The organism is Litchfieldia alkalitelluris, assembly GCF_002019645.1.
In the GTDB taxonomy this organism is placed as follows: Bacteria; Bacillota; Bacilli; order Bacillales; family Bacillaceae_L; genus Litchfieldia; species Litchfieldia alkalitelluris.
Genome location: NZ_KV917374.1, coordinates 952,464 through 967,162, shown reverse-complemented (window position 1 = coordinate 967,162; position 14,699 = coordinate 952,464). Strand labels below are relative to the sequence as shown.

The 14,699-nt window shown below is 35.6% G+C and carries 12 protein-coding genes; 7 read left to right on the top strand and 5 right to left on the bottom strand.

Annotated features, from left to right (window positions below):
- Nucleotides 1-99 precede the first annotated feature (99 nt).
- Nucleotides 100-915, bottom strand: coding sequence for an SGNH/GDSL hydrolase family protein (locus BK579_RS04425; protein ID WP_078543806.1), 816 nt, complete (start codon nt 913-915; stop codon nt 100-102).
- A gap of 525 nt (nt 916-1,440) precedes the next feature.
- Between BK579_RS04425 and tagU the strand changes: the two genes are divergently transcribed.
- Nucleotides 1,441-2,400 (top strand): polyisoprenyl-teichoic acid--peptidoglycan teichoic acid transferase TagU, encoded by a 960-nt coding sequence (gene tagU / locus BK579_RS04420; RefSeq protein WP_139365166.1) that lies wholly within the window; start codon nt 1,441-1,443, stop codon nt 2,398-2,400.
- A gap of 18 nt (nt 2,401-2,418) precedes the next feature.
- Here the strand turns inward: tagU and BK579_RS04415 are convergent, their stop codons facing one another.
- Nucleotides 2,419-4,080 (bottom strand): HD-GYP domain-containing protein, encoded by a 1,662-nt coding sequence (locus BK579_RS04415; protein ID WP_078543803.1) that lies wholly within the window; start codon nt 4,078-4,080, stop codon nt 2,419-2,421.
- 333 nt (nt 4,081-4,413) lie between these two features.
- Here BK579_RS04415 and BK579_RS04410 point away from each other — a divergent pair, with 333 nt between their 5' ends.
- The 3 genes from BK579_RS04410 to BK579_RS04400 all read left to right on the top strand — a co-directional run bounded on the left by BK579_RS04410 (nt 4,414) and on the right by BK579_RS04400 (nt 7,662).
- Nucleotides 4,414-5,010, top strand: a complete 597-nt coding sequence (locus tag BK579_RS04410; protein WP_078543802.1) for a DUF5317 domain-containing protein — start codon at nt 4,414-4,416, stop codon at nt 5,008-5,010.
- 165 nt (nt 5,011-5,175) lie between these two features.
- Nucleotides 5,176-7,023 (top strand): bifunctional diguanylate cyclase/phosphohydrolase, encoded by a 1,848-nt coding sequence (locus BK579_RS04405; RefSeq protein WP_078550375.1) that lies wholly within the window; start codon nt 5,176-5,178, stop codon nt 7,021-7,023.
- A gap of 84 nt (nt 7,024-7,107) precedes the next feature.
- Nucleotides 7,108-7,662 (top strand): hypothetical protein, encoded by a 555-nt coding sequence (locus BK579_RS04400; RefSeq protein ID WP_078543801.1) that lies wholly within the window; start codon nt 7,108-7,110, stop codon nt 7,660-7,662.
- Nucleotides 7,663-7,906: 244 nt separating this feature from the next.
- Here the strand turns inward: BK579_RS04400 and BK579_RS04395 are convergent, their stop codons facing one another.
- A complete protein-coding gene (locus tag BK579_RS04395; RefSeq protein WP_078543800.1) occupies nt 7,907-8,920 on the bottom strand; it encodes an asparaginase in 1,014 nt (337 codons plus the stop codon).
- A 135-nt stretch (nt 8,921-9,055) separates the two neighbouring features.
- On the bottom strand, nt 9,056-12,067 hold the full coding sequence (locus BK579_RS04390; protein ID WP_078543798.1) for a PAS domain S-box protein: 3,012 nt from the start codon (nt 12,065-12,067) through the stop codon (nt 9,056-9,058).
- Between the two features lie 623 nt (nt 12,068-12,690).
- Here BK579_RS04390 and BK579_RS04385 point away from each other — a divergent pair.
- Genes BK579_RS04385 through BK579_RS26035 form a run of 3 tightly spaced genes read left to right on the top strand, consistent with a single transcriptional unit; the run spans nt 12,691 to nt 13,958 of the window.
- Nucleotides 12,691-13,293, top strand: coding sequence for a hypothetical protein (locus BK579_RS04385; RefSeq protein WP_078543796.1), 603 nt, complete (start codon nt 12,691-12,693; stop codon nt 13,291-13,293).
- Nucleotides 13,294-13,303: 10 nt separating this feature from the next.
- The gene (locus tag BK579_RS04380) at nt 13,304-13,753 is read left to right on the top strand and encodes a hypothetical protein (RefSeq protein WP_078543794.1); all 450 of its coding nucleotides are present in this window, start codon (nt 13,304-13,306) and stop codon (nt 13,751-13,753) included.
- 10 nt (nt 13,754-13,763) lie between these two features.
- Nucleotides 13,764-13,958, top strand: coding sequence for a hypothetical protein (locus BK579_RS26035; RefSeq protein WP_078543792.1), 195 nt, complete (start codon nt 13,764-13,766; stop codon nt 13,956-13,958).
- 294 nt (nt 13,959-14,252) lie between these two features.
- Here the strand turns inward: BK579_RS26035 and BK579_RS04370 are convergent, their stop codons facing one another.
- A complete protein-coding gene (locus BK579_RS04370; protein WP_169891064.1) occupies nt 14,253-14,678 on the bottom strand; it encodes a respiratory nitrate reductase subunit gamma in 426 nt (141 codons plus the stop codon).
- Nucleotides 14,679-14,699 lie beyond the last annotated feature (21 nt).

Here is a 14,699-nt window from a genome sequence, read left to right as displayed (position 1 = left end):
CTTACAAATCATTGAATTAGCAACAATCCTTCAGAAAGAACCTTAAGATAAAAAAAAGATTCCTTAACAAGGAATCTATTATAACCTAAACACATCTTTTTATTCGGAATCCTCTTCACTGGCAATAAAATAATTAATTAAATAGTCCGCCCATAATTGATGACCTTTTTCTGTTGGTATACCGTTATCTACATAGTCGGTCATTTCTTGAGAGTTCAGGTCAGGCCATGCGTCCCAATGATTTAAATACAAAACGCTTTGTTCCTCAGCATACTCAGCTGCCGTTTCCACATCAGCAGGATAAATCACTGCATTTAATAGTGGATTTGAGGGTTGCAATATAACTAACGGATTCGATTCAGATGATTGAAATTCATCAAGTAGAAACTTAAAATTTTCTATCCTTTGTTCCCTACCAATTATGCTATTATCATAAAGAATAAATGACTCAAAGAGTAAAATGTCTGGATTTAGACCAATAACATTTTTATATAATTCTTCCTCAATAACCTGACTACTTGACTTATCAGCCAATTCCATTATTGTTACGTTAATTAAACCTTCACCATATGTACTCTCAATTTCTTCCTTAAACATTGAAGGCCATCCACCTTCTTCAGGTGATGATGCAGAACCGAAAATCACAAGATGTAAAGGCTCACCATTATCATAGGCTTGCTCAATTTTCTCAGCAACTTCTTTATCTAAGTTTTTTGTTAACTCCATAATACTAGCTTTTTCAGAATCATTTTCTTTCTCTTCTTTAGCAGGCGCACTTTCTCCTGATGTTTCTGTCTTAATACTAGTTACACTCGAACTTCCATTTGCTGCTATTTTTTCGTCCCATTGTAATTTTGCTAAAATTACAGCAGCAATTGAAAGAACGATTACGATTAATAAACTCAATTTTTTCAAAACAGTACCTCCATCAAAAAGTTTCAGGTTGTTGAAAACTGTAAGAAATCCTAGTTCCTTTTTTATATAAAACTATCCATTTACCAAAAGGGTAGAGTATAAAGAGTAAGAATAACGATCGTTTTCTATCAGCCTGGAATTTAAATTTACATCATATAATATTCTATCATTATACAACACTATTTGATAAAACTTTACAATAATTTGATAAAATCTGTAAAATTTCCTCGGAAATTATCATGATTTGAACTAGTGCCACGGAAACCTTAATCAAAAGTAGTTACAAGACTGTATTGTAATCTGTGTGGCCTTGTTTAATTTAAGTTGAATCAGGAAAACTAATAATAGAAACAGCTTGTCCAATCAACATATCGTGCCTTATCTACAATACTAATACAATTTGCTATTTATTTAACATATTTAACTGCTGATCACTCATACTATCCTAAAACGGACACAGGAAATAAAATTTCATTGTTTCATAGTCAAAAAACCTTTATACTTTTTGTTATAATTTGTAGATTTATGGAAGGAAGATGTCCCTTGAGGAAATGGAGTAAAAAGAGGAAAGTGTTAACAATAACACTTAGTATATTCAGTTTATTTGTTTTAGGAATTGGAATTTATGCATATTCAATTTATAGTTCGGTTGAAAAAACGATTGAAAAGATACATGAACCAATCAATCGAACAGTATCTGAAAAACGTACAAAAGAAGTTGAATTTAAAGAGCAAGATCCTATATCAGTCTTAATTTTAGGTGTGGATGAACGCCAAAATGATCGCGGTCGCTCTGATACAATTATCGTGATGACAATCAACCCTACTACGCAATCAATGCAGATGGTTAGTATTCCACGTGATACTCGCACAGAAATGATAGGTCGTGGCTTTGATGATAAAATCAATCATGCTTATGCATTCGGTGGAGTAGAAATGGCAATGGATACAGTAGAAAACTTTCTGGACATTCCAATCGATTATTTTGTTAAAGTTAATATGGAAGGATTCAAAGATATTGTCGATGCAGTGGGCGGAGTGACAGTAAATAATCCTTTCGCATTTGATTACAGTGGATACAGCTTTAATGAAGGCTCCGTTCAACTTGACGGAGAAAAAGCACTTGCATATTCTCGAATGAGATATGAGGACCCGCGTGGAGATTTCGGCCGACAAGATCGACAAAAACAGATCATCCAAGCTGTTATCGATGAAGGAGCAACGATTTCTTCGATCACAAAATTAGACGATATGCTCAACATCGTCGGACAAAATGTAAAAACGAACCTTACGTTATCTGAAATGGTCGACATTCAAGCCAATTACAAAGACGCTCGCCACAGTTTAGAAAAGCTACAACTAACAGGTAGTGGCCAAAAAATAAACGGTATTTATTATTTGATTGTTCCAGAGGAAACTAGATTAAGCTTATCTACTAAACTTAAGGAACATCTTAATATGGATTCTACAGTCACTAAAAAGTAACTAAAAGCTCCTGAAATCTCAGGAGCTTTTTTTGATTATGTCGGGAGTAATATATTCTTTTTTAGCCATACGAACAAACGCTTCAACAATCACTGGATCAAATTGTTTTCCCGCTTCCTCAGTAATTACTGCAATGGCTAGGTTGTTATCCATTCCCGTTCGATACGGTCGATCAGAAATCATTGCATCAAACGCATCAGCAACACAAGTGATCCTTGCAAGTAGATCAATATTTCCTTCTGCTAATCCATCAGGATACCCTTTGCCGTCCCACCGCTCATGATGTGAGCGTACAATTGGACGAACATGCTTCAAACTTTTGATATTCGCAATAATATCATCGCCATAAACAGGATGAAGCTTAATTTCATCATATTCCTCTTTTGTGAGTCTCCCTGTCTTTAAAAGAATTGAATCTGGTACGCCAACTTTACCTATATCATGTAACGCTGCCCCAAGCTGTAAAGTCCTTTTCTCTTTGTCACTCAGATTTAACTCATCAGCTATTTTTAATGCAATATCTGTTACACGCTTTGAATGTCCTGCTGTATAGGAATCCCTTTTTTCAAGAGTCGAGCTGATCGCTTCAATTGTTTGGATAAATAATCGTTCACGTTCATTTAGTACTCTCTGTAACGCATGGATGATTGCAGAAGTATCCTCATCCCTTGTGGTGGGAAGTGGTGCATCTAAATCCCCATTAGCGATTTTGTCAGCTTGCGCAATTAACAATGATGTAGGCTTTGATAGCTTTCTATGTACACTAACACCAACAATAATAACTATTAATTCTAGTAAAATTGATACAATAATAAAGCCATTTTTCAATTGAAGCTTTGCTTTGTATATCTCAGACTGATCATAGACAATCCCTATCGTTAATTGGTTATAAAGCGTCTTTAAAGCTAGGACCTGTTCATTGTTATTTGCTAATTTAATGGTATGTACTTTATCCAATCCATCTTTTTGAGGATTGAAACGACTTCTTACATGCTTCCGTATCTCATCTTGCAATTCAGAACTAAAACTCGTTACTTGGTTACCTGGGTAGATCTGACCTTCACGGTCAACCAAAAAAACCTTTCCGGTGTTGCCGAGCCTTTGATTAATATATTGTGGGCTAAAGAAGGAGTCCGAAACCTCTAAAGTTCCTCTTAGGTAATGATATCTCTTATTCTCATCCAAAACGGGTATGTATATTGATAAATATGAAACTGCGGTGTTTATACCATATTCAAAGGACGATAGAAATATTTGATCCTCATAAACAGTATCTTCCATTTGTAGTATTGGTTTTTGATGATTTATATTTACCGATCCAATTGTTACATTATAGCTTGGATTTAAATTATGGTCTATGAAGCCGATCTGTTCAAAATGACTAAAACTATCAAAGCCCTTTCTTACCATGTGGGAAACCAACTCAGGCGATGAGTTTATTAAAGAAGAACCACTTGATAGGCTTTTTAACTCATCAATCGGGCCTTTCATTTCTTCCAAAGAATGCTGCTTCACAAGCTCTAATTGTGTCTTTAAAGAAGTATCGGCGGTATCTTTAATTGAAGGAAAAATGAAGAGATACAACATGACCCAAAATACGATGATGATTAAGGTTGAAGATACAATGAGGATGATGCTATTTTTCACAAAAGATCTATTTCCATATCTTAAAGCGACCATTTATGACAATCTCCTACACGTTTTTCTTCATTATACATAAATTATTACATAAGATGCTAGCTTTCTTGACGATAAGGTGGTGTTATCCTACCAAGAAACTAGATTGTGTGTAAAACATTGTCATTTTATACACTAATATACCTACATATGTCAATCGATAAATGGTCAATTTGGTTTATTTTTAGCGAATAATAGCAAATAATGTTGCATTTATCTAATAGAATGATACGATATCTTCATATTACATCAAAGAAAAATTCCTCATGAATCTTTATAACTAATCTTCTTCAATTATCTTTCTTCATATAACTATTAAACTAGCAGGTGAAAATAATGGTATTCGATGGAATAATTATTGCGGTTATTGTTGCTTTTTTTCGTAAAGGTAATTTAAGAGGGTTATCTACTCTCAAGCTTAAATCCGGTTGGGTTTTCCCGTTGTTATTACTTATTCAAATTTTCATTTTTACCTTCCAAAATAAAATAACACTACTTGGCATAATGAGTAACTATATGTTTATCCTCATATACATTGTTGGTATGTTTTTCTTATGGATCAACCGTCACTACAAGGGTTTTACAATTATTTTGATTGGTGTATTTTTAAATTTCCTTGTCATGGCAGTTAACGGAGGGAGAATGCCCGTTTCTTTAGATGCTGCCTCAATCTTAGATCCAATGTATGCTGAAGCACTTAAAACGAGTCTTTATGGAAAGCACACGGCAATTATTGAGTCTACAAAATTAGCATTCTTAGGTGATATTATCCCATTAAGTGCACCGTATCCAAAACAACAAGTCATTAGTATTGGTGATGTTGTTATGAATTTTGGGATTTTCCTTTTTATTCAATATATCATGGTTGATTTTAATAAAAAGCAAACTACTACTAACAGCTCTGCTTTACTAAAAGGGGGTGAAACAGTATGAAAAAGAGACTTGAAGGTTTAAAGCTTACAAGCGTATTAACAAATGCGGTAATTATTGGTTCTCTAATTATTGCATTAACTTCTGGATTTAAATTAATATAATAGCTATAATCTAGGAGAAGTTTTTATTAACTTCTCCTACTATTTTAAATTGAGAGTGATTGAAATGCACAAAATTGATAAACGCCCTGAAACCATATATCTTATAGGAGTTTCTTTATCTGGGATTCTCCTTCATTTATTTTTAAATCCTTTCCATACACCCGAGTTAAGCGAATGGGTATTAATATTTTCATTAGTAGGAGCTGTTCTCCTATTAAACCACTATACAATTCCCCTACCACCAACAGGGAATTCACTATCAATGGATTCAACGGTTTATCTTGCCTGTATTTTCCTTTTTGGTTTACAGCTTACATTAGGAATTTTAATCTTACATTCTATTATTTTCGGTTGTTTTCAAAGGAAAATTGCTTGGTGGAAACATGTCTTTAATTTCTCTATTTATTCATTTATGATAATAACCGCCTACTACCTCTTTATTTTAACTGGAGGAACTATTGGCGTTATTAATACTACATCTTTACTTCCATATATTTTATCATTAACTGGCTATTTTTTTATAAATGTTTTTTTAATTGGAGGTTACTTCCTGCTTTTGTATAAGAACAATTTTTTATCAGTCTTAAAAGGACTTACAAAAGAGACATTTGCAACCTATTTAAGCACACTTATACTATCGTTAATTTTAAGTATCTTAATGAATACACAAAATATATTTGGACTATTTCTCTTTATAGTCATTGCTTTATTATTATCCTGGGAATTTAATCAACATTTCTCTCTGTTTCAGGCTATGACTGAGAAAGCCCAAAAAGACTTTTTAACAGGTCTAAATAATCATGGATATTTTAAAGAAATATTATCCTTAAAAATTAAAGAATCAAAGGAAACAGATTCCAATTTAGTAATTGGCCTCTTAGACCTAGATGATTTTAAGAAATATAATGACCTTTATGGACATATTAACGGTGATAACCTTCTTAAATTTTTTGGTTCATTATTACAAACAGAGTGTTCAAAAGAAAATTTCATTGCATCTAGATATGGTGGAGAAGAATTTACAATTATTATGCCTAATACCACTATAGACGAAGGCTTTAGATTTCTTAACACGTTAAGAAAAAAAGTAAACGATTCATATTTTAGTGGTGTGGAAAATCTCCCTTATGGTTGTTTATCATTCTCTGCAGGAATTGTTCCTTATTCTAGTGAAATTTACGGTTCTTCTGAATTGTTAAGCAAAGCAGATCAAGCAATGTACCAAGCTAAGACACAAGGTAAAAATATTGTCCAAGTATTTGATGATCAAACCGAATACATGATTCAAAACAATTCACTTTCCATTGACGTAGCCCTAGAAGAAGCGGATCAACAACTTAAGATTTTTCTATCTAAGGATATTTATACATATCGACACAGTAAACGAGTGTATAAATACGCCTTAGATTTCAGCAATCATTTGGACTTGTCTGAAAAGGATAAAAAAACACTGATTTTAGGTGCTTTAATACATGATATCGGAAAATTAGAAATACCAAGAGATATCCTTAATAAAAAGGAGAAACTCACACAAGATGAATGGGAAATGGTAAAAAAGCATGTTACATTTGGTAAAGAAATAATCTCTACTAATAAGAAATTAGATTTACTTATTCCACTAGTTGAGCTTCATCATGAAAGATATGATGGAAGAGGTTATCCACACGGTTTAAAAGGTGATAACATCCCAAAACTCGCTAGAATTTTATGCATCATTGATTCATTTGATGCCATGACAACTGAACGTCCATACCAAAAAACAAAATCATTCTGTGAAGGCTTACAGGAACTACGTCGATGCTCCGGTGAACAATTCGACCCTGAATTTGTTGAGCCCTTTATTAATTTTATTGAAACGAATTATTCTGAAAAATTTATAAAAAAAGAACCAGCTACCAATAAAGACGAATGAATCATTCGTCTTTTTCTTTTGCCTTATTCACTGTTTAAACTTCTCTCCACCTGTCAACAATGTTGATATTGGAGGTGAAATAAATTGAAAAAGTTTTTTATTGGCATTATTTTAATCGAAATGATATTACTTATTACCTTTCTCACAATTGGATCGAACGAAAAATTGGTTACAGACTCACCTTCTAGAACTGTAAACGAACAACTCCGTAAGGATAATCCCAACCAGGCAGTTCTGAATCAACTCCATTCCCTGGATGCAGAGACTTCTTCTCCATCTGCTCAGCCCGGTTTAGAGAGAATAAAAAGTAGATATTTGACCCAACTAACAAAGCTAGAAGAAGTCACATCTTCAAGAATGATGGGGATTTTAGTCGAAGCATTTGATGAGTATCAACAAAATGGAATGAATTCTCAAGCATTATTATCGATGACCAACTATTATTCCGAGTTTAAAGCACTAGAAAAAGAAACAGATGCAGAGTTTACTAAATTGTATGAGGAAATGAAAACAGAACTAACCAAACATGGATATTCCACAGATGAAGCAAACAAATACAAAGAAATATATGAGCAAAAAAAGAAAGAGCAAATGGACAAATTCCTCGATAAATTATCAGAATCCAAAAATACACAATAAAGAGCCCATCACAAATAGAAAAGTGATAGGCTCTTTTTTTATCAGTCAGTAGATGAATTATGAATGATCTTTTACAAAATTAGTGTGGAATGAGCGGAGAGCCACTTGACTCCTGCGGGATTTAGCGGTCTCGGGAGACCCCACAGGAGCTAAAAGCGACGAGGAGGCTCCAGGACCCGCCCCGCGGAAAGCAAGTGGATCGCAGCGAATGGAACTCCGCTAGCTGAGTTATTTTCAGAGTAACCTAGTTAATACTAATAAGCTTAAAATCCGGAACCAACTCCCCTATTTTTTCTTTCCGCGCATTCTCTAACGAAGGCCGATAATAACTAGCTAATCCCTCCTGCTGCTCCTCCGATAATAAATCAAGTTCAGCTAAAACATGTACAATTGCAGGATAAACCGCTCGTGCATTGCCATCCTCAATCTTAACTGCGATCCCTAATCCAGTCTTAAGATCTCCGACACAATAAACAGCCTCTGCCCCAACCTTTCCAAAGAACCTGCCATTACCTACCTTCATAAAATCACTACAAAAACGCTCAGTTCCACCTACCATTTCAGGTGCATTCATCATTGCGGTGATGATTCTTTTTGATGTCTCAGCTCGTGAAGCACTAAGTTGACTGGTATTTGCCATTTTCGCAAAACCTAAAGCAATATTTTTTAATGGTAATCCATGAACCGGTACTCCACAACCATCAATACCAATCTCAATCTGCTCTCTAGGATAATTACACATTTCACTAACCGCATCTAAAATACGCTGTTGGACAGGGTGGTCTAACAGATAATAAGAATCTATGTCCTCTCCCATATGCTTTGCCGTTGCTAGCATTCCCGAATGCTTACCAGAACAATTATTATATAAAGGAGTTACTTGCTCACCTGCTAAAATAAGCTTTTTATATGTTTCTTCCCACCTTGGTGGATGGGTACCACATTGTAGAGCATCTATTTCCAAACCAGTTCTTGCTAAAATATCTAGCACTCTATCAGTATGGAAGCTTTCTCCATTATGAGATGCACAGCATAAAGAAAGGTCATCATCCTTGAATTCGTAGCGATCAGCAGCCCCTGTCTCGACAACAGGAATCGTTTGAATCGGCTTCATTGACGAACGTGCATACACAACCTTTTCTGGATTTCCTGCATAATACAAGAGCCTACCATCTGCATCTACAACTGCAACATGTCCACGATGTGAACTTTCAATATGGTTTCCTCTAAGAACGTTAACTAGATTTACAGAACTCATCTTTTCATCTCCACTTTTTTCAGATAATTTAGGACCATCTTAACTGATATATGTTAAAGTTTCAATCACAAATGCCTTGTCATATTTCATTTTCCGTGCAAAAAAAACGCCAAAACAGGCGCGTATTTAATACTATTAATAATTTTTTAATCTTGGAAGAGTAATCGTGATGATTGTACCCTTATTTTCTTCACTTTCAATTTCCATACTACCTTTATGGTTTTCAATAATACTAAAGCAGGTTGCAAGGCCAAGTCCTGTTCCCTTTTCTTTTGTAGTGAAGAACGGTTGCCCTATTTTAGAAAGAATCGATTTAGGAATTCCTTCACCATTATCCTGGATAGTCAGAATTAATGCTGATGTAGTTCCTCTTAAATCCACCTCTAAAGTTCCACCAGATGGCATTGCTTCAACCGCATTTTTAAATAAATTTATTAACACTTGTTTTAACTTACTTTCGTGTCCGATAATTTCTGTTTCTTCAAGATTAATAGAGTTAATGATTTCAATATTATGTAGAATTGCCTGTGCACTATATAAATTTAAGACATCTTGAAGAATAATTTTTAAGCTTACTTTTTTGAATTCCGTTTTTTTCGGTTTCGCCAACAGTAAAAGCTCGCTAATAATCGTATTAATTCGATCAATCTCCGTCAAAATGATCGGGTAATATCTCTCTTGATTGTCATTTGACGTATTTGCTAGCTGAATAAAGCCTTTAATACTAGTTAGCGGATTTCTTATTTCATGTGCAATCCCTGCTGCAAGCTCTCCAGCAGCAGTCATTTTTTCAGCATTTATTAAAAGCTCTTTACTTCTTTTTAATTCTGTTATATCCCGCAGTATAATCTGCGCTCCTTTTTGCCCCTCATACGTTGTCCCAGCCGCATTGATTTGGACATCAATTGGGTCCCCTGACATCGTTAAGAGACGTGCTTCCAAATCTTCCACAATGTATTGCTCACATAAAGTCGCTCTTATAACATCAATAAGATCGTGACTCTCAGAATCAATAAACTCTAATAATGGGCGTTCATATAACTCTTTCTTTGATGAGGCACCAAATAATTGCAAAACCATTTTATTTACATACATTAATTTTTGATTACTAAAGATTAGAACTGCTTCAGGAAGATTTTCGATGAGATGGCGGAACTTTTCTTCACTTTTTTGTAGCGCACTTTCGACACGTTTCCGCTCACTAATATCTCTAACTATTGCACTTATATATGTTTCTTCATCAGTGTTCCAACAATTAAGTGAAACTTCAAGAGGGATTTCGTTACCCTCCTTAGTTAAGCCTGTTATTTCAATCGGTCTTCCTATAAATTGATCCCAATCATTGTTCATAAATAAATGAATCATGTCTTTATTTTTCTCGATATATTCCTTAGATAACGTAAAATCTAAACTTTTTCCAAGGGCTTCACTTTGTGTATATCCGAAAATAGTCTTGGCAGCTTTATTCCACGACAGAATTCTTGTTTTACTATCGGTTATAATGATTGCTTCAGAAGCTGATTCTACCACAGACCTAAACTTCATTTCTGATTTTTCAAGATCTCTTCTAGCTTCTATCTGCTCAGTCACATCTTTAGCAATTCCATATACACCGACAATTTCACCATCTATTTTTATAGGAATATTTTTCACTTGTAATTGCAGCTCGTTACCACTCTTCTGAATGACCTTCATTTCGAAATGCTGAGGTACACCTCTTACAGCTTTTAAGAAGTGAGCACAAACCTTTGCTCTGTCAGACTCTGATATAAACGAGATGTTATCCATTTGAAAAAGTTCTGCTCGAGAGAATCCTGTGATCTCACTAACTTGGTCATTCACAGAAACAAAATGACCATTAAGATCCAATGAATAAACGCCATCCGGATTATGCATAAACAAAGATTTATAACGCTGCTCTCTTTGCTTTAGCAACCTCTCTGCACGTTTTCTCTCTGAAATTTCCCTAGATACAATAATAACTTGTTCAACTTGTCCATCTTCTTTTAATAAAGGGGTTAACACTGCTTCAAAACATATCCACTGATTCGCAGCATTTTTTGTTCTGTATTCAATCTTTCTACTTTTTTTAGTTTTAGTAACATCATTAAATACAGAAATTGCTCCTGGTACATCGTTCGGATGAATCATATTAAGCGACATTGTACCCTCTAACGCTTCCACCTCATGCCCTAATACCGTCTTTACAGATGGCGAGCAATATTGGACCACATAGTTTTTATCTACGATTTTGATAAGATCTGTCATGTTTTTTGTAATGATATGATACTTCGATTCAGTTTCAGCTACTTTCTGTAGTTGCTTACGCTCGATTTCTATCGCTATGCTACACAAATAGGCTGATAATTTAATTAACTGAAGATCAAATTCACCTGGCAGCTTCTTCAGGTTATAATAAATCGCAAATGTTCCTAAAATATTCCCGTTTGAATCAATAATAGGTGTACTCCAATAAGAATGAATCCCATTAATTAAAAAGAAACTTCTTACTTCTGGGGATAAATCCTCTTTTGAGACATCTTGAATAATAACTTTCTTTTTAAAATAGGCAGCTTTTCCACAGCCATTCGAATTTGGCCCAACCGTAATACCGCTTACAATTTGCTCAAATTCACTAGGTAGGCTCGGTGCAGCCTTCACTCTTAGTTTTTGACTCGTGTCATCCTGTAAAAGCACTGAACAAATCCCACCCGTAAGAAGCTCTTCTATTAACCCTACAACCTTATGTAATACATCATCCAGTGGCTTTCCTTTTGAAATCATTTCTAAAATTATTTTTTTACCATCTAGTATCTTTTCATTCATAATTTGATCAGTCACATCAACTATGTAAATATTTGAGCTTACCAAGCCAGGATAAACTCTTATTTCTAACCACCTATTTAGGATCGGATAGTACTCTTGGAACTGAAATAATTCTCGTTGATTTATTGCTTCTTTGATCTCCTTTAAGCATAAAGAGGATGCGAACTCAGGTATGACTTCTAAAAGCGAACTACCTATAACGACTTCCTTAGGCTTTTCAATCAGCTTTTCTGTTTCGTTACTACAATAAATAATCTCAAGATCTTCATTTAAAGCGATAAATGCCTGCTTTAATTCCATAATTCTTTGAGTAACATCCATCTGATTTCCCCTCGTTATTTTAGAATTTTTCTATATGTATGATTTAGGATGGGTAGAGATTTTATCGTCTTATGGTTTCATTTTAAAGTTATTCCAATATTTCGACAAGTACCTATTTTATTCCAAGTGCATAGCTAGCCTCTACTATATAGTCGAAGGCCTTGTCTATAAGGTTACATTTTGATTTACAAAATTTTTCATTTTTTTGCAAATATAACATTTTTTTGATATTGGAGCATTTTTCTTATGAATGGTCGTCACATTTAGACTCTATTTATTTTGTGGTGTTATTTCTCTAACATAATGTCTACTCTGAAAAAAGAAAAGCGGAAGGCGCTCGTTCATCGGCTACAGGCATAAGGCAAGCCGGCTTGAAGGTTGCTCTTTAACCTTCTAGGGTGGATTGACTTAGACCTGAGAGCCGATAGCGCCTGGAGCTAGACACTACGCTAAGTATAATTTTTCATACTCCATGGTGCTAATTTTAATTAGCATAGATGTCTACTCTGAAAATACCTGGGTTGGCGAGTTGCATTCGCTGCGTTCCACCTGCTTTCCATGGGTCGGTTTCGTGAACATCCTCGCAGTTCTTAGCTCCTACTAGGTTGTCTGATTCCCTTTTGATGCCAAAAGTCAAAGAAAGGGAACGAAAGACGCTGTTTGATTCCCTTTTGGTGCCAAAAGTCGAAGAAAGGGAACGAAAGACGCTGTCTGATTCCCTTTTGATGCCAAAAGTCGAAGAAAGGGAACGAAAGACGCTGTCTGATTCCCTTTTGATGCCAAAAGTCGAAGAAAGGGAACGAAAGGCGCTGTCTGATTCCCTTTTGATGCCAAAAGTCGAAGAAAGGGAACGAAAGGCGCTGTCTGATTCCCTTTTGATGCCAAAAGTCGAAGAAAGGGAACGAAAGACGCTGTCTGATTCCCTTTTGATGCCAAAATTCAAAGAAAGGGAACGAAAGGCGCTGTCTGATTCCCTTTTGGTGCCAAAAGTCAAAGAAAGGGAACGAAAGGCGCTGTTTGATTCCCTTTTGGTGCCAATAGTCAAAGAAAGGGAACGAAAGACGCTGTCTGATTCCCTTTTGATGCCAAAAGTCGAAGAAAGCGAACGAAAGACGCTGTCTGATTCCCTTTTGGTGCCAAAAGTCGAAGAAAGGGAACGAAAGGCGCTGTCTGATTCCCTTACTGGTGCGAAAAGTCAAAGAAAGGGAACGAAAGGCGCTGTCTGATTCCCTTTTGATGCCAAAAGTCGAAGAAAGGGAACGAAAGGCGCTGTCTGATTCCCTTTTGATGCCAAAAGTCGAAGAAAGGGAACGAAAGACGCTGTCTGATTCCCTTTTGATGCCAAAAGTCGAAGAAAGGGAACGAAAGACGCTGTCTGATTCCCTTTTGGTGCCAAAAGTCGAAGAAAGGGAACGAAAGGCGCTGTCTGATTCCCTTTTGGTGCCAAAAGTCAAAGAAAGGGAACGAAAGACGCTGTCTGATTCCCTTTTGATGCCAAAAGTCAAAGAAAGGGAACGAAAGACGCTGTCTGATTCCCTTTTGGTGCCAAAAGTCGAAGAAAGGGAACGAAAGGCGCTGTCTGATTCCCTTTTGATGCCAAAAGTCGAAGAAAGGGAACGAAAGACGCTGTCTGATTCCCTTACTGGTGCCAAAAGTCGAAGAAAGGGAACGAAAGACGCTGTCTGATTCCCTTTTGATGCCAAAAGTCAAAGAAAGGGAACGAAAGGCGCTGTCTGATTCCCTTTTGATGCCAAAAGTCGAAGAAAGGGAACGAAAGACGCTGTCTGATTCCCTTTTGGTGCCAAAAGTCAAAGAAAGGGAACGAAAGACGCTGTCTGATACCCTTTCTGATGGAAAGAGACCGAGAAAGGGTATCAAAAGCGTTGTATGATTCCCGTCCATAAGATTACAAGCAACACTATATAACTAACATGTTAGCTTCTCCTAAAAGTAAAGTGTTGTGCAACCGAAATATCTCATATTTGTTTAGTAGTTCTTAACTTATTCCACACTGAGTGGGTAAACATTTTCATCCTCCATGGTGCGAATCCAATTAGCATCCTAAAATTAGACTTGGTTAGTCCGTGAACAATTCATTTTGATAGTCAAAATTCACCATAACATGTTAATAAATTAGTCTAGTTAAACGACCAAAAAGCCTTAGGATGACCTAAGGCTTGGGGTGTTATAATCCACCTAAGAAAAAGAGAAATACAGGGATAGCTACTAATCTTTTATTTACAAACAGGCGTTGAAGTAGTTTGATATACTTTGTGAATGGTAAGATAATAAAAAACGAGCAAAGACTTAGCAAGTGAATTTTCAGTAAAAATGGGGCTGCTTCTAATAGAGCTAAGCTAGGATTTAATAAAATAAGATTGAATAACCATTCAAAAGCGTTAAATTGACTTTGTAAACCAACATATGAATAGATTCCACTTGCAAAAATAATGATGATTTGTGCTGTAATGACTAAAAGTCGCCAATCAAAAACACGCTCGGTTTTCTCATATGTTTCACTACTATTATATTGCCAAATCATCCCCATGATTAAAATTGCAATTGAAGAATACGGTAAAACAACCCACACTAAACTTTGTAAAACATTCATCATTGCCACCTCCGGCTACCA

Excerpts from the sequence above, each read along its gene's own strand:
- tagU (WP_139365166.1), top strand. The coding sequence starts at position 1,441 with ATGGAAGGAAGATGTCCCTTGAGGAAATGGAGTAAAAAGAGGAAAGTG.
- BK579_RS04415 (WP_078543803.1), bottom strand. The coding sequence starts at position 4,080 with ATGGTCGCTTTAAGATATGGAAATAGATCTTTTGTGAAAAATAGCATC.
- BK579_RS04410 (WP_078543802.1), top strand. The coding sequence starts at position 4,414 with ATGGTATTCGATGGAATAATTATTGCGGTTATTGTTGCTTTTTTTCGT.
- BK579_RS04405 (WP_078550375.1), top strand. The coding sequence starts at position 5,176 with ATGCACAAAATTGATAAACGCCCTGAAACCATATATCTTATAGGAGTT.
- BK579_RS04395 (WP_078543800.1), bottom strand. The coding sequence starts at position 8,920 with ATGAGTTCTGTAAATCTAGTTAACGTTCTTAGAGGAAACCATATTGAA.
- BK579_RS04390 (WP_078543798.1), bottom strand. The coding sequence starts at position 12,067 with ATGGATGTTACTCAAAGAATTATGGAATTAAAGCAGGCATTTATCGCT.
- BK579_RS04385 (WP_078543796.1), top strand. The coding sequence starts at position 12,691 with ATGCCAAAAGTCAAAGAAAGGGAACGAAAGACGCTGTTTGATTCCCTT.
- BK579_RS04380 (WP_078543794.1), top strand. The coding sequence starts at position 13,304 with ATGCCAAAAGTCGAAGAAAGGGAACGAAAGGCGCTGTCTGATTCCCTT.
- BK579_RS26035 (WP_078543792.1), top strand. The coding sequence starts at position 13,764 with ATGCCAAAAGTCAAAGAAAGGGAACGAAAGGCGCTGTCTGATTCCCTT.
- BK579_RS04370 (WP_169891064.1), bottom strand. The coding sequence starts at position 14,678 with ATGAATGTTTTACAAAGTTTAGTGTGGGTTGTTTTACCGTATTCTTCA.